Genomic DNA, 22,065 nt, shown 5'->3' with positions numbered 1-22,065 from the left:
CATTCTTTAGATGCGAAGACTAGCTGGCAGACTCAACACGCTGCTTGAGCGCGGAGAACTGGTCCCACACCTCAGACGGAACGCGGGAGCCCAGGAAGGTCAGGTACTCCTTGTTGTCTTCCATGTCGCCAGCCCAATCGGCCGGGTTCACGGCAAGTGCCTCGCGGACGTCCTCGATGTCGAAGTCCAAGCCGGTGAGGTCGATATCCTCCGGGCGAGCGGTGTGGCCCACGACGGTCTCGACGGCGTCGACGTTGCCCTCGATGCGGTCCACAATCCACTTGAGAACGCGGGAGTTCTCGCCGAAGCCCGGCCACAGGAAGCGACGGTCCTCACCGCGGCGGAACCAGTTCACCAGGAAGATGGCCGGCATACGGTCGCCGCCCTTTTCACCCATATCTACCCAGTGCTGCAAGTAGTCACCGGCGTTGTAGCCCATGAACGGCAGCATGGCCATCGGGTCGTGGCGCAGGGCGCCGACCTTTCCCTCGGCGGCAGCGGTCTGGCCGGAGGAGAGCAGGGCGCCAATCATGGTGCCGTGGTTCCAGTCGAAGGCCTGGGTCACCAGCGGGACGGTATCGGCGCGGCGGCCGCCGAAGAGGATGGCGTCAATCTTGACGCCCTTCCAGTCATCAAATTCCGGCGCAGCGGACGGGCACTGCGTAATCGGCACACAGTAGCGGGAGTTCGGGTGAGCCGCCTTGGTGGTCGAAGCCGGGGTCCAGTCGTTGCCATGCCAGTCGATGAGGTGCTCCGGGGCCTCGCCCATTTCCTCCCACCAGACATCGCCGTCGTCGGTCAGCGCGACGTTGGTGAACAGGGTGTTGCCCGGCTCCATCGTCTTCATGGCAATCGGGTTGGAATCGTAGTTGGTGCCCGGTGCCACGCCGAAGAAGCCGTTCTCCGGGTTGACGGCGTACAGGCCGTCCTCGCGCAGCTTCATCCACGCGATGTCATCGCCCACGACCTCTGCCGACCAGCCCGGGATGGTCGGGGTGATCATGGCCAGGTTGGTCTTACCGCAAGCGGACGGGAAGGCGGCAGCGATGTGGTACTTCTTGCCCTCCGGGTTCGTGAGCTTCAGGATGAGCATGTGCTCTGCCATCCAGCCCTCTTCCTTCGCCATGACGGAAGCAATACGCAGCGCGTAGCACTTCTTGGCCAGGATGGCGTTTCCGCCGTAGCCAGAACCGTAGGACCAAATCTCCTTGGTCTCCGGGAACTGCGTGATGTACTTCTTGTCGTTGCACGGCCAAGCGACGTCCTCCTGGCCCGGCTCCAGCGGGGCACCCACGGAGTGCAGAGCGTGGACAAAGTCACCGTTGTCCCCGATCTTGTCTAGGGCCTGCTGGCCCATGCGGGTCATAATGCGCATGGAGAGCACAACATAAGCCGAGTCGGTGAGCTGCACGCCGAGCTTAGGGTCCGGATCACTAATCGGGCCCATGCAGAACGGCACGACGTACATGGTGCGGCCCTTCATGGAGCCGCGGAAGGCCTCGGTCATCTCTTCCTTCATGGCTGCCGGCGGGGCCCAGTTATTGGTCGGGCCAGCGTCCTCAGCAGTCTCGGTGCAGATGAAGGTGCGGGACTCCACGCGGGCAACATCCGAAGGATTCGAGCGAGCCAGGTAGGAGTTCGGGCGCTTCTCCTCGTTGAGCTTAATCAGGGTGCCCTTTTCCACTAGCTCGGCGGCGAGGCGGTCAGCCTCCTCCTGGGAGCCGTCTACGAAGACGACCTCTTCCGGCTGGAAGAGCTCGACGCTCTCACTGATCCACGAAATAAGCTTCTCGTTCTTCGTGGGCAGTTCACCTACAAGGCCCTTAATAGTTGCGGTCATCTCACATTCTCCTGTGGTCGGTGTGGCCAGGGTGCTTTATTTCGCCGAAGGTTCCCCCAACGACGTTTCACCAACCAGAGTACGGACACTGGTGATAACAGAATGTGTAATGCCCGCCACCCCGGTTATATCCACCCAGTTCATACCGACTATGCCGAGGACAGCGGAGTGTGAAATATGGCACCCACCGCCCCCAATCGCCCCCATACGGGGGTTTCGTTTCTGTGGATCACCCATCCCGTACGCCCGTCCCGCTACCCCCACGGCGTCCTGTGTGGCCTCCACCGAGGCGCCCCTCCACCCTCCACGGCGCGGCACGTTGCCCCTCACCCCTGCTTAAGGGAACAATGTCAACTGATGAATAGCGCAGACTCTTCCCAGAATCCCGCCGCGCAGATGCCTCACGGCCGCGGCCTCCAGACGGATTTCAACGCCGAGTTCAACAATGATTTGGACTACCCACGCCTCGGCAACGTGACCTTCCGTCGCGGCACCCTCACCGACAACCAGAACGCCCTCTTCGAGGAGCACTGGCCACAGTTGGGACGCCTGCTTGCCGACGAACCCCTCGACATCCCCGCTTGGTTCGGCCGCGAGGGGGCGAAGACCATCGTCGAGATCGGCTCCGGCACCGGTACCTCAACCGCAGCCATGGCGCCACTCGAGCAGGACACCAATATCATCGCCGTCGAGCTCTACAAGCCGGGCCTGGCCAAGCTGCTGGGTTCCATCGTGCGCAACGATATTGAGAACATCCGCATGGTCCGCGGCGATGGCATCGAGGTTCTCATGCGCATGTTCGCGCCCGAGTCCCTCGACGGTATCCGCATCTTCTTCCCGGATCCGTGGCCCAAGGCCCGCCACCACAAGCGGCGCATCATCCAATCGGGCACGCTCAACCTCTTTGCTTCCCGCCTGAAACCCGGTGGCGTGCTCCACGTGGCCACCGACCACGCCGGCTACGCCGAATGGATTAACGAGCTCGTTGAGGTCGAGCCCTCCCTGGACTACAAGGGCTGGCCCTGGCCGGAGTGCCCCATCCTCACCGACCGCCAGGTCATCACCAAGTTTGAGGGCAAAGGCCTGGATAAGGAACACGTCATCACCGAGTACCTGTGGGAGAAGAAGTAATGGCCGGAACCTACCTTCTGGTGTGGGACGCACCCAACATGGACATGGGGCTCGGCGCCATCCTCGGCGGGCGCCCCACCGCCGCCTACCGCCCGCGCTTCGACGCCATCGGCCGCTGGCTGGTGGACCTGGCCTTCGATAACGACGCCACCCCCGAGGCCGCCGTCTTCACCAACGTCAGCCCCGGCGGCGCCGACGTCATCCGCCCCTGGGTCGAGGCCATCCGCAACGTCGGCTTCGCCGTCTTTGCCAAGCCGAAGCTCCACGAGGACGATGATGTCGACCCCGACATGGTCGAATACATCAAGGCCAACCGCGAGAACCTCTCCGGTGTCATCGTGGCTTCTGCCGACGGCCAGAACTTCCAGCACCTGCTGGAGCAGCTCTCCGCTTCCGGCCTGCCCACCTGCGTGCTTGGCTTCCACGAGCACACCTCCTGGGCGCTGACCCACCCCGATATCGAGTTCGTCGACCTCGAAGACATCGAGGGCGTCTTCCGCGAACCGCTGCCGCGCGTGAACCTGGACAACCTGCCTCCAGGCGGCGCCTGGCTGCAGCCTTTCCGCCCGCTGTCCGCGCTGCTGCCGGACCGCGCGCCCGAGCACAATTAGGAGCCGCATGTTTTATTCTTGGGGCCGTTTTTCCTATGCCCACCGCAAGGTCATCCCGCTCATCATCGTGGGTCTCATCCTCGGCCTCTTCTTCGGCTTCGGCACCCACCTGGGTGACCGGATGAGCCAGGAGGGCTGGGAGGACCCGGGGGCGGCGTCGACAAGCGCGGCACAGATCGAGCTCGAGACTTTCGGCCGGGACAATTCCGGCGACGTCATCCTGCTTTTCGATGACCCCGATGCCCACGCCGCCGAGGCCAAGGCCTTCCTGGATGAGCTCAAGGCGCAGCACCCGGAGCAGATCGACTCCGTCACCAGCTACTTTGATAAGCGCAACCCGAACCTCATCACGCAGGATCACTCCACGGCCTTCGCCGCCATCGGTCTGAAGGGCGACGGCGAACAGACCCTCAAGGATTTCCGCGCCATCGAGGATTCGCTGCACGCTGCCGACGTCCCCGTGCAGGTCGCGGGCGCCACGGCCGTGGCCGACGCGCTGGATGAGGGCATGGCCAAGGACATCTCCCGCGCGGAGAAGGCCGCCCTGCCGCTCGTCGGGCTGCTGCTGCTGATCGTCTTCGGCTCTGTCGTTGCGGCCTTCATGCCGCTCGTCGTGGGCGGGCTGTCTATCCTGGGCTCCCTGGGCATCCTCTCGATCCTGGCTGGCTTCCAGCAGGTCAACGTGTTTGCGCAGGCCGTCGTCACGCTGCTGGGCTTGGGCCTGGCCATCGACTATGGCCTGTTCATGGTTTCGCGCTTCCGCGAGGAGCTGGACAAGGGCCGCGATACCAAGGAGGCCGTGGCGATCACCACCGCCACCGCCGGCCAGACCGTGGTCTTTTCCGCCGCGATGGTGGCCGTGTCCCTCTCCGGGCTCTTCCTCTTCCCGCAGGCCTTCCTCAAGTCCGTTGCCTACGGCTCCATCTCCGCCGTCGGCCTCGCCGCACTCCTGTCGGTCATGGTGCTGCCGTCGTTGTTTGGCATGCTGGGTCACAATATCGATAAGTGGACTGTGCGAAAGACCTCGCGGCGCGGGCGCCGCATCGAGGACACGTGGTGGTACCGGATGCCACGCTGGGCCATGGGCCGCGCGGGTCTAATGACCACCGCCATCTGCGCCCTGCTCATCGCGCTGGCCCTGCCGGTGCTGGGCGTGAAATTCGGCGGTATCAACGAGACCTACCTGCCGCCCAACCAAGACGCGCGCGTGGCGCAGGATCAGTTCAACGAGCAGTTCCCCTCCTTCCGCACCGAGCCGGTCAAGCTGGTGGTGAAGAACGCGACGAATGAGCAGCTTGTCGACGTCGTCATGCAAGCCCGCTCCATCCAAGGCCTTACCGAGCCAATGGGCCCGAAGACCGCGACCGTCGACGGCACCACCGTCCTCGGCGCCGGTATCCAGGACCGCGAGGACTACGCACGAATCGTCCACGAGCTCGAGAACATTGAGGCACCCGACGGCGTGGAGCTTTATGTCGGCGGCACCCCGGCCATGGAAGTCGAGTCCCTCGACGCGCTCTTCGACACGCTACCCTGGATGGCCCTCTACGTGGTGCTGGCCACCTTCATCCTCATGGCGCTGGTCTTCGGCAGCTTCATCCTGCCGCTCAAGGCCATCATCATGACGCTGCTCTCGCTGGGTGCAACGCTGGGCATCTTGACGCTCATGTTCGTCGATGGCCTCGGCTCCGGCCTGCTCAACTACACCGCCGGCCCGCTGATGAGCCCGATTCTGGTGCTCATCATCGCCATCGTCTTTGGCCTGTCCACGGACTATGAGGTCTTCCTGGTCTCGCGCATGGTGGAAGCCCGCCGCCGGGGTGCGTCCACGGACGAGGCCATCGCTGCGGGCACCGCGCACACGGGTGGCATCATCACGGCGGCCGCGCTCATCATGATCGTGGTCGCAGGCGCCTTCGGCTTCTCCGAGATCGTGATGATGAAGTACATCGCCTTCGGCATGATTTTTGCACTGCTTATCGACGCCACCATCGTCCGCATGCTCCTCGTCCCCGCCGTCATGCACCTGCTGCGCGAGGACAACTGGTGGGCACCGCGCTTCCTCACCCGCCTGACCCACCGCCTTGGCGGCGACAACGCTCCGATTGCCGAACCGGCCCTAGCCACCGCATCCGCTGCCGCACCGGCGCCCAGCGCCCCAGTGCTGAACAACGAAGAGGTCGCACCGGCTGCGCAGGACGACGCGCCCCACTCCTCTGTGACTTCGGCAGAACAGGTTGAGGAGGCGTCGCCAAGCGATGCTCCTGTACGCGGGGACCGCAGCGCCGACACCGACACCGAGCTCATCCCCTTCTCCGAGCTGGTCAAGCGCCTCAATTCCACGGATGATCGATGAAGAAGAACTGGCTGACCTGGATAGTCTCCCTGCTGATTCTGGCCGCGCTGGCGTGGTTCTTCCGCGACCAGCTGGACTTCATCTCCGAGGGATTGCGCCGCCTGCGCCACGCCGAACCTTTCCCTGTGGTGCTGGTGGTATTCTTCGCACTGCTGTCCATCGCGGGCATGGCGGAAGTGATGAAGCGGCTCATCGGCGCGGGCGGCGTCAAGGTGCCACTGCGCGAAACCTACGCCATTACGCTCGCCTCCAATGCCTGGTCCACGACCTTGCCGGCGGGCCCTGCCTTTTCGGCCTTGCTCACCTTCCAGGTGCAGCGCCGCTGGGGTGCGTCGGTGGCGCTGTGCAGTTACTTCCTGTTTCTGTCCTCGATCATTAGCTCGATGTTCCTCGCGCTCATTGGCTTGGGCGGGGTGTTTTTCCTCAACGCGGATATGGCTCTGCGATCGCTCATCACCACGGTTGTCCTCATGCTCGCGGCGCTCGGCGGCATCTTCTGGTTGACCTCGCACCCGGTGACTCTTGAGCGCTGGCTGCGTAAGCTGCGGCCCGGCCCGAAGCGGGACCGCGCGATTCAAGAGGTCCGCAACCTGGGCGAGGTCCACCTTTCGCGTGGCCCCTTTGCTGTGGTTGCTGGGGCGTCGCTAGTTCACCGCCTGGCCGATATGGGCGCACTGTGGGCCTCCGTGTGGGCAGTGACCGGGGAGATTCCGTGGCTGCGCGCCGGCGCCGATGACACCACCCTGGCCGGTGTTGCCCTAGCCTTTCTCGCGGCGAAGCTGGCTGGCTCCGCGCAGGTCACCCCGGGCGGTGTGGGCACGGTGGAGGCCGCGCTCATCACCCCGCTGGTGGCCACGGGCCTGACCGTGGTGCACGCCACCTCCGCGGCCATCATCTACCGGCTTATTTCCTTTGCACTCATCACTATCATTGGATGGGTCATCTACTTCGCCCACTACGCCCGCGATGGCTTCTCTTACGCGGCGTTGAATCGGAAGGAATCCTAAATGCGCGTTGCCCCGCTTATCGACGTCCTCGCTCTCGCCCTCTTCGCCATCTTCGCCCGCCTGGCGCACGGTGGTCTGAGCTTTAGCTCGTGGGTTGATGCCTTCTGGCCGTGGACCGTGGGCGCGCTCGTGGGCTGGGTCATCATCATGGCGACGAAGTTGAGCGGCCTGTGGAAGGAGGGCGTCGTCGTGTGGCTGAGCGCCATCATTGGCGGTATGGCCCTGTGGATGCTGGTCAACGGCCGCCTGCCGCACTGGTCCTTCCTCATCGTGGCCACCGTAATGTCGGCGCTGTTCTTCTTTGGCTGGCGAGCCATCGCGGCCTTTGCTTCCCGCTCCCGCGCCTAGAATCTGTGACATAGTCGGTTACCCGTCGACCTTCTTTCACCCCTTTACGCCCTTGCAAATGGACGTTTGAGCTGGGAGTTTGGCGTTCCGGTTGCGGGATAGTTAGGGGCGGTTTAGTGTGTGAGGCATGAAGTTGGGGGACTTACTCGGGGTACTCGCTCGCGGCATGCACGTCGTCTCCTTGTGCGCGGGGCACACGCACGAGGACATGCTGGCGCTGGGCGCGACGCCGCGCGTGGCGCGGCAGCTCGAGGGACTTCACCGCGTTTATTTTGGCCAAACTGCTTTCAGCGCCAAGCAGCGCCGCGCCCGGGAGACTAACCATGCGCTGGATACGCTGCTGCAGATTGAGCGGCATGTGGCGCGCGTCAAGAACTCGCGCCAGGCATGGGACTTGCGCGTGGAATTGTGTGCGACCCCAGAAGGCGAGATTGCGGGTGTGGCGAAGCGCAGGCTCGCGGAGCTCACACCCGAGCCCACTCCTGGCGTCCGCGTGCGACGCAGTGCGGGCGGCATGCACAAGCTCATCATCACGGATCGCCCGCGCGCGATTGCCAATCTAGTAGGCACTCTCAAAGCCACGTCGGAGGACCTGCTCAAGGCAGTCCACGAGGTCTTTTCCGGAAGCGGCGCGCCGAAGCCGGCATTGCATGCTCACGTCATTGTGCGCCTCGAACAGCTGGACAAGATTGTGCGGGGCGAGGGCGATGACATCCTTCTGCAGGCAACCGACGGCGGCACGATGACAGGCGCGGAGTTCCTCCGCACCACGTTTTCTGAGCGTGGCTTCGTCTCCCTCTTCCACCCGGTCGAGGGGCCGGTCAATGTGTATTACGGCAGCCGCTTCGCCAACGATAAGCAACGAATCCTGCTCAGCGCAGAGCATCCGACGTGCGCTTGGCTCGGCTGCACAAGACCTGCCGCGGAATGCCAGATGCACCACATCAGACGGTGGCAGGATGGCGGGCCGACGAACCTCGACAACCTCGTGCCGTTATGCAAGTATCACAACGCCATCAACGACGATGACCCCGCCCGCCCCACGTACCGCGGGCGCATCGACCGCATCGAAGGCCGCATGGCGTGGCTGCCTCCCGACGGTGGACCACCAGTCCCCATCCCCAGCCCGGTCTGGGATTAAAAAAGCCCCTCCGCAAGGAGGGGCTAGAAGCGCTGGCTTACTTCGAGCTCAGCGCGGAAACGTCCACGCCGGCCTGGTTGAGCAGCATAATGATGAGGTTGATGATGTCACCGCTGAGGTCAAGAACGCTAGAGAGCATTGGGTTTCTCCTTTGATTGAATTCCTAGTCTTTAGGCCTATCGGATAAAACAGGCTCACATGTTACGCCGAGACACAAAATTCAGCGCGATCCGCAGGCCTTCTTCGCCCGCCGCCAGGCTTAAACGACGCTAGAGCGGGGAGATGGTGTGCTTCTTGGGCAGGTCCTTCTCCTGCTTATCGGCAAGCTGGCGCAGCGCGCGGCGCAGAGCCAAGCGCGACTCGGAGGGCTTAATCATGCCGTCGAGGTAGCCACGCTCCGCGGCGACATAAGGCGCGGTCATGGTCTCGTCGTAGAAGTCCATGAACATCTTCTTCGTCATGGCGCGCTGCTCCGGGGTCTCGGCAGCCTCGAGCTGCTTGCCGGCAATCATGACCACCGCGGCGGCCGAGCCCATCACGGCGATCTGGGCTGTCGGCCACGCCAGGTTGATATCACCGGTCAGGTTCTTCGAACCCATCACGGCGTATGCACCGCCATAAGCCTTGCGCACGATGAGCGAAACCTTTGGCACGGTGGCCTCCACCACGGCAAACGCGAACTTCGCGCCGCGGTGAATCAGACCAGCCTTCTCCTGGTCCACGCCCGGCAGGTAGCCCGGCGTATCGACCACGAAGACCAGCGGAATGTTATAGGCATCGCAGATGCGGATAAAGCGCGCGCCCTTATCGGCGGCATCCGCGTCGATACAGCCCGCCGAATGCATCGGGTTATTCGCCACAAAGCCCACGGCCTTGCCGTCGATGCGCCCAAAGGCGGTGATGACGTTGGGGGCGTAGTTTTCCTGGATTTCGATGAGATCGTCATCGTCGCCAAGCTGCGTGAGCAGGTCCATCATGTCGTAGCCGGCGTTCGTATCATCCGGCATGAAGGAATCCAGCTCGGTGTCTTCAGCCACCTCGTCATCAGTAGGCGCATCGAAGACCGGGGACTCGTCGAAGCAGGTCAGAGGCAAATGATCCAGCAAGTCGCGAACCAGGTCAAAGGCCTCATCCTCCGAGGGCACCACGACAGACACGTTGCCGTTGAGCTCCTGCTGGCGCGCGGAACCCAAGTCGTGGGAAGAAATCTCCTCGCCCGTGACCTCCTTGATCACGTTCGGGCCCGTCACGTACATCTCGGCCTCACCATCGACGGCGATGATGAAGTCCGTGGTCACCGGCGCATACACCGCGCCACCGGCGGACTTGCCCATCATGATGGAAATCTGCGGGCTGCGGCCGGACAGCGGCAGCTGGCGGCGGGCAATCTCGGAGTACATGGCCAGAGACGTCACCGCATCCTGGATGCGCGCGCCGCCGGAATCCTGGATACCGATAACCGGGCAGCCAATCTTGATGGCCAAATCCATGATGTCGGTGACCTTCTTACCAAAGGTCACGCCCACGGAACCGCCGTACACCGTCTTGTCGTGGGCATAGATGCAGACAGGGCGGCCGTTGATGCGGCCGTGGCCGGTGACCACGCCGTCGGAATAAATCGCGTCCGGGTCGCCGGGGGTCTTGCCCAGGGCGCCGGTTTCGACGAAGGAGCCTTCGTCGAGAAGCGCGGCGATGCGTTGGCGCGGAGTCGAACGCCCAGCTTCGTCGCGGCGTGCCCGGGAGCGCTCGCTGCCGGGGTCCTGGGCACGCTCGAGGCGCTCGCGTAGGTCCGCTAGCTTGTCAGCGGTGCTAGTCACTTCCGAATCTTCTCCTCGATCCATTCCTCCATGTGCTTGCCCACGATACCGATTGCGGGCTCGTCGGGAACCGCCAGGTGGTCGCCCGGCAGCTGCACAATCTCCAGATCCTTCACGATAACGCCCCAGCCGCCGTCCGGGTTAATCTCCGCATACGCCGGCTCGAGTTCGATGGCGCCGTCGTGCATGCGCTCGGAGCGGAACAGGATGACGGGCACGCTTACCGACGCCCACCTTCCCATATCCAGCGAGCCCAAAATCTGGTTGTCCACGAAGGATGCGCGCTGGTGCTCCAGCACGCCGGCGGACAGGCCGTGCTCGGAGGCATCGGTGGAGCTGAGGAATTCGGCGAGCATGGCCATGAGTGCGTCTTCGCCGACGGTCTCCAGCATTTCGTAGGGCGGCTCGAAGTCGAGGCCGTAGGTCTTCTTGGCAAAGGCGGCGTAGCGACCCCAGCGGGCCTTGGTTTCCTCCAGCGTCTTCGGTGCCGGGTGGGCCGGTTGGGTGGTATCCAGCAGAGCGATGAAGGCAACCTCCGCAGTGTCCTCACCGCGGGCTGCGCGCTCCTGCAGCTGGTAGGCCACCTCATAGGCCAGCGCGCCACCGAAGGACCAGCCGCCGAGCACGACCTTGCGGCCGCGCGCGTAGTGCAGGATGTCCTCGATGTAGGCGGCGGCACGATCCTCCAGGCTGCCCTCGAGGCGCTCCACGCCGTAGACGGCGACGTCGGCAGGCAGGCGGCGGGTCAGCGGCTGGTAGACCACGGTGGTGCCGCCGGCCGGGTGGAACATGAAGACGGCGGGACCATCGGCCTCGCGCAGGACACGAATATTGCCCTCGACCTCAGTCTCCAGGCCCTCGCGGACGAGGTCCGCCAGGTTCTCCAGCGCTTCGGCCTCGTGGACTTGTTGCGCGGTGACCTCGATGCCGGCGCGCTCGGTGAGGCGCTCGGCAATCTTTTCTGCCACCTCATCGCTGACCTGCGGTAGCGCGGAGGTCACGCCGGCTGCGGCCGTACCTGTGAAGGTGGCCCAGGTGCCGAAGACCATGCGCTCGGAGGCATCGCGCGGTGCAACGCCCACGCCTTCGCCGCCCTTCGCGCTCACCGCGGAGGCGTCTGGGGTGGTGTCGTCGCTCTCGGTGAGCGCGGAGGGTGCGTCGGCGGTCGCGTCGGCGCTTGCGGTTGCGGCATCGGGCTGCTCGGACACGGCCTCTTCGACCATGGTGATGACGTCGGCGAGGGAGGCGTCGCGAAGCGCCTGCACCTGCAGCGGCGGAATCTGGAAGTCATTCTCCACCCGGTTCTTGATGCGCATGCCCATGAGCGAATCCAGGCCCAGATCAATGAGCGGCAGCTCGCGCGGGAGATCGGAGACGTCGTAGCCCATGGACTCCGACACGATGAGCGCCAAGCGCTCCTCCACGCTCTCCTTCTCCGGGTCCCAGCGCACGGCGTCGACCCCTACGTCGGGGTCAGCAAACTGCGGCGCGGTCACGGCCTGCGGCAGGCTCGGCTCGGCCGTCGGGGTGGGTTCTGCAAGGTTAAGGGTCGAGGCAAAACCTTCCGCAACAAGCTTGGTGGTCGCTCCATCCACGTAGTGCACCGCCACCGACAGCCCGCCCAGCGTGCGGCGAACAATGGTGGTGACCTCGCCCTTCGCGGGCAGATCCAGGTGCTCCTCGCTCGCCGCGATGTGCGCGCCCGGGGTGACGGCCTCGGCGGCGGCCTCCAGGATGGCCAGCGCGCTCGGCGCCTGGTCAGCGTTCGTGGAGAACGCCACCGCGCCCTCCGGCAGCGTCACGCGCGCGCCCGGCAGGCCGGACACACCCGACGAGGGACGAGCGTTGGTCCAGAAACGCTGGCGGCGGAAGCGGGTATGCGGGGCGGCGACAAGCGCGCCCGAGCCAAAGACCTTAGTGTAGTTCACCGGAGTTCCCGCGACGTAGAGCTTGCCCAGCAGATCCAACAGCGACTCGGTGGGATCCACCTTGCGCTTCAGGCTATAGAGCAGCTGCGCATCCGCCTTGCCCGCAGCAAAGGCCGTGGACATCAGGCCCATGAGCGCAATCGGGTTCGGGGAAATCTCAACGATCTGCATGTGGCCCGCCGCAAAGGCTGCCTCCGCTGCGTCCTGCAGGTAGACGGGCTTGCGGGTCATGCGGATCCAGTAGTCCTCATCGTGCAGCACCGTACCGGGGCGGTAGACCTTGCCGCGGTCCACGGAGGAGAAGAGCGTCGTGTGCAGAGGGCGGGTCTCGATGCCGGCGATTTCCGCATAGAGCTCACCCAGGAGCGGGTCGACGGCGGAGGTGTGGCCCGCGCCCTTGACGTTGAGCGCGCGGGCGAACTTGCCCTCGCCTTCGAGGCGCTCCACCAGCGCGAGGACCTCTTCGCGCGGGCCACCCACGGTAGTCATGCCGGGGCCGGTGTACACGGCGGGTTCGATGGAACCCGGAAGGGCGTCAATCTCCTCGGCGGAGAGCTCGACGACGGCCATGGCGCCCTGCTGATCGTCGGGAAGCGAGGCCTCGCCCTCCCCCATCAGGCGCGCGCGGTGGCAGGCGATGAGCATGGCGTCGGCCGCCGTGATGCCGCCCGCAGCATAGGCCGCGCCGATCTCACCCATGGACATGCCGATGACGCCTGCCGGGCGCACGCCGAAGGTGGCGAGCAGATCCGTCAGCGCGATTTGGATGGCGGTGATGGCCACCTGCGCGGTTTCGGTGTTATAGGTCTGGGCGTCGTCGTGCACCAGCTCCAGGATGGACCAGCCGGATTCGCGCTGCACGATGGCGTCGAGCTCCTCCAGGCACTCCTTGAACAGCGGCGAGATCTCAATCATGTCCTTGGCCATCTTGCGGTGCTGGGAGCCGAAACCGGAGTACATGAAGACGGGGCCGTGGACGGAGGGAGAATCCGCCGCGGCGATGCCCACGGAGACGGTTCCCTCGGCGACCTGGCGCAGACGCTTGACAGCTTCCTCGCTTGACGACGCCACCACTACCGCACGCGAACGCCCATGGTTGCGGCGCGCAAGGGTGCGGGCTAGGGAGAGCAGGTTCGGGTTCTCTGCCTCGATATAGTCCGCCAAGTCAGAAGCCGCTGCGGCACGGCGGGAGGGCAGCAGGCCGGAGACCGGCAGGGCTACTGGCTGGCCCTCGCCGATGGCGACCTGCGGGGCGTCCTGGTGGGTCAGCCCGCGGTAGTCAGTCAACACCACGTGCGCATTGGTGCCGCCGAAGCCGAAGCCGGAGACACCCGCGACCTTCTGGCCGGAGTACTCGGGCCATTCGCGCGGGTCCTCGACCACTTCGAGGTGCTCGGCGTCGAAATCGATATAGCGGTTGGGGCCCGCGTAGTTGATATTCGGCGGGATGACGCCGTGGCGCATTCCTTCGATGACCTTGATGAGGCCCACCACGCCGGCGGCAGACTCGGAGTGGCCGATGTTGGTCTTGGCAGAACCCAGCAGGGTCGGGTTCGCGGCCTGGCGGCCCGGGCCCAACACGCGACCGAGCGCGGTGGCCTCGATGGGGTCACCGAGGATGGTGCCGGTGCCGTGGGCCTCGACGTAGTCCACGTCCTGCGGGCGGATGCCGGCGTCGGCATAGGCGCGCTCGAGGACGTCGACCTGTGCCTCCGGGTTGGGGGCGGTCAGGCCGTTGGAGTGGCCGTCGGAGTTGACCGCGGTGCCCTTGATGACGGCGTGGATGGTGTCGCCATCGCGCTCCGCGTCCTCGAGGCGCTTGAGCACGAGCACGCCCGCGGCATCCGCGCGGACGATGCCATCAGCATCATCGGAGAAGGCGTGGATGGCGCTGGTGGGCGAGGTGACACCCAGCTCACTGAAGCCAATGGAGGCATGCGGCGAAGCCAGGATGTTGACGCCGCCGGCAAGAGCCGTATCGGCCGCACCCACGCGCAGGTCCTTGACTGCCTGGTTGACCGCCACGAGGGAGGCGGAGCACGCGGTATCCACGTTGAGGGAAGGCCCGCGCAGATCGAAGGCGTAGGAGAGACGGTTGGCGATGATCGCCGAGGACGTACCCGTCATGGCATAGGGATGCATCTCGGCCGGGTCGGCGGTAATCAGCATGCCGTAGTCATTGTTGGTGGAGCCCATGTAGACACCGGTGGCGGTACCGCGCAGCTGGTTGGCGGGCACCCCGGCATCCTCGAGAGCCTCCCACGCCACTTCTAGAAGAATGCGCTGCTGCGGGTCCATGTTGGCCGCCTCCAGCGGGGAGAGGCCGAAGAACTCGGCGTCGAAGGAGGCGATGTCCTCAATGTAGCCGCCGTCGGTGTTTTGCTGCTCCATCTTCTCGCTGGTAATTGGGTCGGAGGAGTACTCCGACCAGCGTCCGACGGGCAACGGGCCGGTACCAGCGCGGCCCTCGACGAGCATGTTCCAAAACTCGTCGACGTTCTTGGCTCCCGGGAAACGGCCGGCATAACCGATCACGGCGATGTCGCCGCCCGCGATGGCGGTCGAACGCGGCGAGGCCCCACCCGGCGCGCCTTCTACCGCAGCACCGGCTGCGCCGTTGACCAGGCGCTCAGCCAGCTGCGCAATGGTGGGATACTCATAGGCCACGGTGGGCTCAAGCTTAATGCCGAGGAGGTTCTCTAACTCGCCGGAAAGGACCACTGCGTCACGCGAGGACAGCCCGAAATTCTCCAGCGGCTTGGTGTCCGTGATTTCCTCTGCCGACAGGCCGGTGGTCTGCGCAACCCAGGTGCGCAACCAGCCACGAAGCTCTTCAACGGTCATAAATCTCTAGCTTTCTTACGCGGACTAAAAAATATCTAACTCTGCATTCGATTTTGCGCAGCACAAAAGCGCGCACATCGATGCGTATATAGGGGCTATCGGACGATTATCCCACTTTGTTAACTTGGGTTTCATAACCGACATGCCCACAGGCAGCGGCAACCCCCGCTCCGCAGTAGCGCGGAAACGGGGGTTGAAAGGCGCGAACTTTAGGAGGCGAGGTAGCTCTTCTTCGCCACGCGGCGGGCAATCTTGCCCGAGGAGGTGCGCTTGATTTCGTTGGCGTTGAACCACTGGATGACGGCCGGGGTCACGCCGTGGTGCGCGGAGACCGCGGAACGGATCGTCTCCGCGGCGGCGGCATCATCGGCTGGGTTGGCACCGTCGGCGCGCTCAATGAGCAGCACGAGCTCCTCGGTGCTGCCACCCTCCACAGAGAAGGCCGCGATAGAGTCCGCACGCACGTGGCCCGAGGCCTCCTGCACGGTGCCCTCGATGTCCTGCGGGTAGTGGTTGCGGCCAGCCACCACGATGAGGTCCTTGAGGCGACCGGTGATGTAGAGCTGGTTATCCACAATTGCCGCAAGGTCACCAGTGGCCAACCAGTTGTTATCCTCCGGCGCGTTCGGCACGCGGGAGCCCTCCACCAGGCGCTCCCCCAGCGTGTTGTGGAAGGTCGAGGCGGTTTCCTCCGCACGGTCCAGGTAGCCGGCGGCACGGTTCTCGCCGTGCAGCCAAATCTCGCCCACACGGCCATCCGGCAGCTCGGTCTTGGTCTCCGGGTCCACGATGGTCAAGTGCTGGGCCACGACGCTCTGGCCACAGGAGGCATAGGCCACGGAGTCCACGGACTTCTCCACGATGACCGCCTCACCCTCGGCCAGACGCTCGCGGTCGAAGTGGGAAATGATTGGGCGCTCCGGGGTCTGCGGTGTAGTCACAATCAGCGAGGCCTCCGCCATGCCGTAGGAGGGGCGCAGGGTATCGCGGCGCAGGCCGTATTCTTCCTTGCCAAAGGTCTCCCAGAAGGAATTCACCGCGGACTCCGTGACCGGCTCCGAGCCGATCACGATGCCATCGACGTTGCTGAAGTCCAGCTTCTCCCCCTCTGCTGGGGCGCCGTAGCGCGCGGCGAGCTCGAGAGCGAAGTTCGGAACCACGGCATAGGTACCTTGCAGCTGCTCATCGATGGGCTGGCGCTTGAGCTGATCAATCCAGCGCTTGGGCTGCTGCACGAAGTCACGCGGCGTCATGATTTCCAGGTTGAGGCCCAGAATCGTCACGAAGACCGCCAGGATGATGCCCATATCGTGGTGCATCGGCAGCCAGGACACCACGCGCGCCGGCAGCTTGATCTGCACCGCGGTGAAGATCTGCAGAACGTTGGTCATGATGTTGCGGTTGGTCAGCAGCACGCCCGCAGGTGTCCGGGTGGAGCCGGAGGTGTACTGCAGGAAGGCCGGGTGGTCCACCGGCGCGGTCTGCAGCGCGGCCAGGGCCGCCTTGCCCTCCTCCGTCTCCAGTGGGTTCACCCAGCTCTGCGCCAGGGAATCCGGCAGGGAGTCGATGGAGATGATGCGCGGGCGCTCGGCCGCCGGGCGGTCCGAGAAGTATGCGCGGTTCGCCGCAGCCGAGATGTTATTGGTCAGCACGATCGACGGGTTAGCGTCACCAAAAACCGCCCGCAGGTGGTCGGTGTGCCCGGGCTCGTTCGGATCATAGAGCGGGATCGGGGTCATGCCCGCGTACATCGCACCAAGGAAGCCAAAGATGTACTCGGGGGAGTTGCCCGCCAAGATCGCCACGCGGTCCCCCATCTTGCCCACCTGCTGCAGGCGCGCAGCCACTGCCTTGATGCGGGTATTGACCTGGGAACGGGTGACATCACGCGGCGTTCCCTCCGGGTTATCGCTATAGACCCATTGGCGCATGACCGGGCGGTCCGGGATTCCCGCCTGCTGCTCCGCGGCATAGACGTGTTCGGCAAGGCCCGCCAACGTGAGGTGGGGCGGCAGGGCGATGTTGCCCTTCTCGTCGAAGAACTGGCCGATCAAGGCTTTCAGGTCCATGTGGGAAAGCTCCTTCGTAGGGTAGAGCGGGGCACGCACCCCTGCATCACGTACTTTTGACATTAAAAATATCAGAAGGACCACGCCGACCGTTACATGGCGCGCAGGCGGGACGTCGCCAAGCGCTATTGTGCGTCGATGGTGTCCTTGGCCCACTGCGTCACCCATTGGTTGGCCGTGGTGCCTTCGATAGTGTCCGGATTAGAGGCATACAGTGCGTGGACGCCGTTGGCGTCGATAAGATCGCGGGCGCGCTCGAGGCCGTTGCTGACGTCCAGTGGTGCATCACAGATGGAGTCATTCGGCGCGCAGATTTGGAAGGTGCGGTCCGCTAGCGTTCCGAAACCGTTGGCGCGCTCACCGCGCATCGTGGCGCCCGGGACGATGCCCTGAATCAACGTCGAGACCGGCTGCAGGGCAATCTCCGCGCCCACGCCGCCGACGTGCGCGCCCGGGTTAATGCCCACGCCGTCCTGGCGCCGCCCGTCCGCGATGAGTGCGACACCCGCCACGCTCTCCGCGGGCACGGGCCCGTTGCCGCCGCCGATTCGGTCCGCCACATCACCCGCGATGACCGCGCCCTGCGAAAAGCCGCTCAGGATGAACTTCGTGTTCGGGCAGGTCTCGTGCATGTAGGTCAGCTCGCCCTCCAGGCGCGAGGTGCCCTCGTTGCGGGAATCGTCATAGCTCATCTCATGCTGCGCGTTAATGTTCTTGAACTGCGCGGTGTACGGCAGCGTCCACACCTTAACGTCCTCGGGAACGTAGGCCTCCTTCAGCGGATTCGTAATCGACAGCATGAAGGAGTTCGGATTCGCCCCCGGGTTGATCGGATCATCGTCCGCGGCGGATTCCCACGTTCCCGGCGCGGAGATGAACTCCACGCGCGGGCACCAATCCGGTTGCTCGGGGGTTGCGTTTTCTTCGCCCTCCCCCTGGGAGGGGGCGGGCTCCGCAAGGTTTCCTTGCTCTCCTTCCTCGCGGGTGTTGAGGAAGTGGACCGCTCCCCCGCCAATTACGGCAAGGAGAACAATAACGGCAAGGACGGTAAGTGTTTTACGCATGAAGAACTTTCTACCTCGAGAAGGCACGGGATTGTCTGGAAAATCCCTGCCACGTTACTGAGCGCAGAGCTTGCGGCCCTGCTCGGTGATGAGCCGGACTAGTTCCTCGTGGCTAAGCTCGGTGCGGCCCTGCTCGATGAGCTGTCCGGCCACTGCCGGTGCGGTGACGGCATCGCCCTGGCAGGAGGCCTGCGCGGCACCCACCACTTGGTCTTCCACGCCGTCGACGTTGACGCCGGCCTTCGCCACCGCAGCCAGGAAGTCCTGGTCTGGACCTTGCGCGGGAGCGGGGGCGGGGATCTCGGAGATCTCGTGTGCGCCGCGGTCTTCCGGTTCCCCGTCCTGTTCCTCTTCGGTGCGCGACGCCGACGAAGAGCTTTCCGACGCCCCACTTGCTGACGCCGAGCTTGCCGACGCCCCGCCGCTCGCCGCGGAGGAACGCTCCAACGGCGCCACGGAGGTGTCGGTGGCCTCGCCCTCCTCGACGGTGGCGGAACCGCAACCGCTCAGCAGGGCACCGGCGGCGAGCAGCACGGCCGCGCCGGCTGCCGCGGCGGGACGCGCGGGGAAAAGACGCATGGCGGTTCTCCTACTTCTTATCCGCCTGGACCTGGCCCATGACCTCACGGATGACGCCATGCTGGAAGGACTGGGTCAGCCCACCGGCCGGAATGGAGGTGTAGTCCTCCGTCGGCCAGCCAAACTCGCCCTGCTCCCAGCCGTGCTTGCCCCACTCGTCGAAGATCTTGCCCTTGAGGATGTAGTGCGCGCCGGAGTCCATGGACCAGTAGATGTTGCCGTGCTCGAATTCCTGGAAGAAGCCGCCGTTGACGGCCTTTTCCTCACCAACCGGGAAGCCCAGCTCGGACTCAGCAGCCTTCAGCTCCTTGTACTTCGCGCCGATGGCGCCGTGGACGATGTGGAAGGAACCGTCCGGGTTGCGGGTCAGCACGCCATCCTCGAAATCCTGGACCTGGCCGTCGCCGACCTTGCGCGCCTCGGCAACCGGGTACTTGAGGTCGCCGCCCTCGAAGCCGTTCTTGCCCCATGCATCGAAGAAGTCCTTCGGGATCGGCCAAGCGCCGGTCTCCGGGGTCCAGTAGATGGAGCCGTGCTCGAAGTGGACGTAGCGGCCGCGGCCGTCGGGGGTCTTTTCCTCGCCGGTCGTCGGGAAGCCCAGCCAGGAGGTCGGGCCACCGAGCTCGGAGTAACGAGCACCGATGCGGCCAATGACGGCGTGGGCGCCGGTCTCCGGGGACCAGTAAGCGGTACCAGCCTGGAAGTCCTGGGCCTTGCCGCGCTCGGCGACGTCATACTCATTGTTCACGCAGTTACCGATGATGCCGGACTTGGTGGCCTCAGCGATAGCGCCGACCGGGGTGCAGTCCGCGCCGCGGTCGCTCTTGTCCAGGCCGAGGGAATCAGCGATGTAGGGCCATGCCTCGGTCATCTCAAACTGCCAGTATTCCCAGCTGTGAACGCCGGTCGGACGGAACTTGACCACCGGCTCGACGCCAGCGCGCTTAGCGTAATCAACGAAGGTCTGAGTGGACATGCGGGAGATGGCCTCCAGGCCCACGCCGGCCATGTTGGCCTGGCCCTTGGCCACCGAGCCGATCTGGCCGTAGTCATCCTTGCCGTTACCGGCGGAGACATAGACCTTCATGTCCTTGAGGTTCTCGATGCCCAGCTTCGGATCGTGGTCGATCCAATCCTGGGAGTACAGGTCACCCCACATGTTGGTAGAGGTGAATCCGCCGGCATCGGCCTGCGCGGCGGTAATGGCCTCCGGCATGCCGGTGGTGGTGGTATCGAGGTAGCCCGAGAAGGAGCCAACATACTTGAAGGCCCAGGGGTTGCGCTCAGCAAGGTTGACAGCGGCGGTACCGCCCATGGAGATGCCGGTGACGGCGCGCTTGCCGTTGGAGCGGTAGCCCTTCTCCAGGATCGGGATGAGTTCCTTCATCAGGAAGGTCTCCCACATGTAGTGCCTGCCGTTGTCTTCCTTCTGCCAGTCGGAGTAGAAGGAGGACTCGCCGCCCACCGGCATGATGAGGTTGACGTTGCGGTCGGCGTACTGGGACAAGATATTGGTCTCGATGGTCCAGCCGGACTCGTCGTCGCGGGCACGCAGGCCGTCGAGCGCCCAGACCTCCGGGAACTTCTTATCCGGCTGGGAGTACCAGTCGCGGGCGAGCTGGATCTGCACAACCTGTTCCTTGTCCGGCATGGCGGCGGACTTGATGTAGACCTTGAGGTGGCGGTTGGTCAGGTACTCAACGCGGGACACGGACACGCCCTCCGGCAAGCCCTCGATCTTCGGGTATTCCGTCTCCACCGGGGTACGCTGCGGCGGATTGGACGGGGCGAAGGAATCGGAGAGGTTGGAGCTGCCCAGAAGATCAGTAATTCCGTCGCTGGAAGAGCCGGAAGACTGCGCGTTTGCAATAGGCAGCAGCGCAAAGCCCACGGCCACGGCGGTGGGCAGTGCAGCGATGGTCAGGCCCTTGCGGGCTGCGGACGGGGAACGCAGGCCGGAAGCCTTGGCGGACCGGCGGGGCTGAGTTGACGCAGTGTTCGGCATTGAAGAGTCCTTGTTAGGGGTAAATCGAGATGAGGGCACGCGCTACCGCGAGCGGGCTCCGCAGGTTCCCCTCCTGCGGAACTCGCCACCGTACGCGTAGTGAGCGGTCTAATGTGTTCTCAAGTTTAAGTTTAACTTGAGACTTTGGGAAGGGGGACACGCCCACCATGGCTATGAAAAAGCCGCCGTGCTCAAGAGCACGGCGGCCACGCAGGAGATGATTACCAAGCGTTCATTACGTTAAGCACCTGTGGCTTGGAGCGTTCGAGTTGGTATCCGAACTGCTCCCAGTTGTGCAGGCCCTGTGCCGGGTAATTCGTCTGCAGGCGTACGCCCATTGCGCGGGCCTTCAGCTCCCACAGGCGGGTGGTGCCGTTGGCAAAGCCTTCCAGGGCCACGCCGGCCGCGATGTGCTCCGGACGGTAGCGCTGCTGATCCACCGGCCCCGGGATGCCGGACGCGGCGGAGACATAAACATCCGTTCCGTTCGCAGCCAGTTCCGGGATCAGATTGAAGGGGTCATTGCTGAAGCGCTTCGGGTTGATGATGGACCCGTACATGGCGTTGATGTTGAAGCCGCCAGCGTCGAGAAGCGCCAGGCGCATGAACGTCTGAGCGCCCGGCAAGGTCGTGGTGAGGTAGCCGGAGTAGGACAGCGCCTGGCGGAACTGCTCCGGGTGCTTGCCAGCGAGGGTGATGGCAGCGGTAGCGCCCATGGACAGGCCGGCAACTGAGTTGTTGTTGCGGGCCACGCCGAAGTTGCCCTCCAGGTAGGCCGGCAGCTCCTGGGTCAGGAAGGTCTCCCACTGGTAGTTGACCGGCTTGACCAAGTCGTAGGTGGCCGGACCGTTCCAGTCCGCGTAGAAGGACGCTGCGCCACCCACCGGCATCACCAGGGTGATGTTGTGGTCTACATAGGTGCGCGCGGCGTTGACGTCATTGATCCAGGCATTGGTGGAATCGGTAGCGCGCAGGCCATCGAGCAGGTACAGACCTGCGTTGCCGCCGTTCTTAGCCGGCTGGATCTGCACTGGGATGTTGCGGCCCATTGCCTGGGACCACACGTCGCAGCGCTGTACCCAGTAGCCGACGCGGTCCCACTCGCAGGCACCGGTGGCGTCGCCACGCAGCCAGTCCCGGTTGGCGGCGGATGCTTCTTGCGTACCCGCGGTCACTACCAGGCCCAAAGCCACAGCGATGGCTGCCACCACTGAGAGGACCCGAGTCCGCAGGCCAGAGCTTAGTGAACTCATGTTTCTCCTTAACGTTTTTACTGCCACTACTACATCGCCAACACGCCAGCGATAGTTACAGATCAATAACAA

14 protein-coding genes are annotated in these 22,065 nt (G+C 64.5%); 6 read left to right on the top strand and 8 right to left on the bottom strand.

Features of this window, described 5'->3' with window-relative positions; all coding sequences use genetic code 11:
* Window positions 1–19: 19 nt before the first annotated feature.
* The gene (locus tag HMPREF2698_RS04035) at window positions 20–1,840 is read right to left on the bottom strand and encodes a phosphoenolpyruvate carboxykinase (GTP) (protein WP_070562269.1); all 1,821 of its coding nucleotides are present in this window, start codon (window positions 1,838–1,840) and stop codon (window positions 20–22) included.
* Window positions 1,841–2,197: 357 nt separating this feature from the next.
* Here HMPREF2698_RS04035 and trmB point away from each other — a divergent pair, with 357 nt between their 5' ends.
* The 6 genes from trmB (at window position 2,198) to HMPREF2698_RS04005 (ending at window position 8,434) form a co-directional block, all read left to right on the top strand.
* Window positions 2,198–2,971, top strand: a complete 774-nt coding sequence (gene trmB, locus HMPREF2698_RS04030) for a tRNA (guanosine(46)-N7)-methyltransferase TrmB (protein ID WP_070545160.1) — start codon at window positions 2,198–2,200, stop codon at window positions 2,969–2,971.
* Complete coding sequence (locus tag HMPREF2698_RS04025) at window positions 2,971–3,582, top strand: NYN domain-containing protein (RefSeq protein ID WP_070523775.1); 612 nt, start codon at window positions 2,971–2,973, stop codon at window positions 3,580–3,582. Before trmB ends, HMPREF2698_RS04025 begins: the two co-directional genes overlap by 1 nt.
* A gap of 7 nt (window positions 3,583–3,589) precedes the next feature.
* On the top strand, window positions 3,590–5,938 hold the full coding sequence (locus tag HMPREF2698_RS04020) for an MMPL family transporter (RefSeq protein ID WP_070562267.1): 2,349 nt from the start codon (window positions 3,590–3,592) through the stop codon (window positions 5,936–5,938).
* The gene (locus tag HMPREF2698_RS04015; protein ID WP_070562264.1) at window positions 5,935–6,945 is read left to right on the top strand and encodes a lysylphosphatidylglycerol synthase transmembrane domain-containing protein; all 1,011 of its coding nucleotides are present in this window, start codon (window positions 5,935–5,937) and stop codon (window positions 6,943–6,945) included. The genes HMPREF2698_RS04020 and HMPREF2698_RS04015 overlap by 4 nt, the downstream gene beginning before the upstream one ends.
* On the top strand, window positions 6,946–7,293 hold the full coding sequence (locus HMPREF2698_RS04010; RefSeq protein WP_070562261.1) for a DUF3054 domain-containing protein: 348 nt from the start codon (window positions 6,946–6,948) through the stop codon (window positions 7,291–7,293).
* 127 nt (window positions 7,294–7,420) lie between these two features.
* Window positions 7,421–8,434: an HNH endonuclease signature motif containing protein gene (locus tag HMPREF2698_RS04005; protein WP_070562258.1), complete on the top strand. Its 1,014-nt coding sequence runs from the start codon at window positions 7,421–7,423 to the stop codon at window positions 8,432–8,434.
* 269 nt (window positions 8,435–8,703) lie between these two features.
* On the opposite strand, the gene HMPREF2698_RS04000 is transcribed toward HMPREF2698_RS04005, so the two are convergent.
* From HMPREF2698_RS04000 to HMPREF2698_RS03970, 7 genes are all read right to left on the bottom strand, one after another.
* Window positions 8,704–10,275, bottom strand: coding sequence for an acyl-CoA carboxylase subunit beta (locus tag HMPREF2698_RS04000; RefSeq protein ID WP_049156936.1), 1,572 nt, complete (start codon window positions 10,273–10,275; stop codon window positions 8,704–8,706).
* Window positions 10,248–15,023 (bottom strand): type I polyketide synthase, encoded by a 4,776-nt coding sequence (locus HMPREF2698_RS03995; protein WP_070562256.1) that lies wholly within the window; start codon window positions 15,021–15,023, stop codon window positions 10,248–10,250. Before HMPREF2698_RS03995 ends, HMPREF2698_RS04000 begins: the two co-directional genes overlap by 28 nt.
* A gap of 209 nt (window positions 15,024–15,232) precedes the next feature.
* Entirely contained in the window at window positions 15,233–17,092 is a 1,860-nt protein-coding gene (locus tag HMPREF2698_RS03990) for a FadD32-like long-chain-fatty-acid--AMP ligase (RefSeq protein WP_070562253.1), read from the bottom strand.
* A 125-nt stretch (window positions 17,093–17,217) separates the two neighbouring features.
* On the bottom strand, window positions 17,218–18,156 hold the full coding sequence (locus HMPREF2698_RS03985; RefSeq protein WP_070562251.1) for a cutinase family protein: 939 nt from the start codon (window positions 18,154–18,156) through the stop codon (window positions 17,218–17,220).
* Between the two features lie 54 nt (window positions 18,157–18,210).
* Window positions 18,211–18,735, bottom strand: coding sequence for a DUF732 domain-containing protein (locus HMPREF2698_RS03980; RefSeq protein ID WP_070562248.1), 525 nt, complete (start codon window positions 18,733–18,735; stop codon window positions 18,211–18,213).
* Window positions 18,736–18,745: 10 nt separating this feature from the next.
* The gene (locus HMPREF2698_RS03975; protein WP_371325929.1) at window positions 18,746–20,659 is read right to left on the bottom strand and encodes an alpha/beta hydrolase-fold protein; all 1,914 of its coding nucleotides are present in this window, start codon (window positions 20,657–20,659) and stop codon (window positions 18,746–18,748) included.
* Between the two features lie 302 nt (window positions 20,660–20,961).
* The gene (locus HMPREF2698_RS03970; protein WP_070562243.1) at window positions 20,962–21,993 is read right to left on the bottom strand and encodes an alpha/beta hydrolase; all 1,032 of its coding nucleotides are present in this window, start codon (window positions 21,991–21,993) and stop codon (window positions 20,962–20,964) included.
* Window positions 21,994–22,065: the final 72 nt, after the last annotated feature.

It is taken from the genome of Corynebacterium sp. HMSC072A02, assembly GCF_001810085.1.
Classification (GTDB): domain Bacteria; phylum Actinomycetota; class Actinomycetes; order Mycobacteriales; family Mycobacteriaceae; genus Corynebacterium; species Corynebacterium hesseae.
This window is presented reverse-complemented; position numbering and strand designations above follow the sequence as displayed.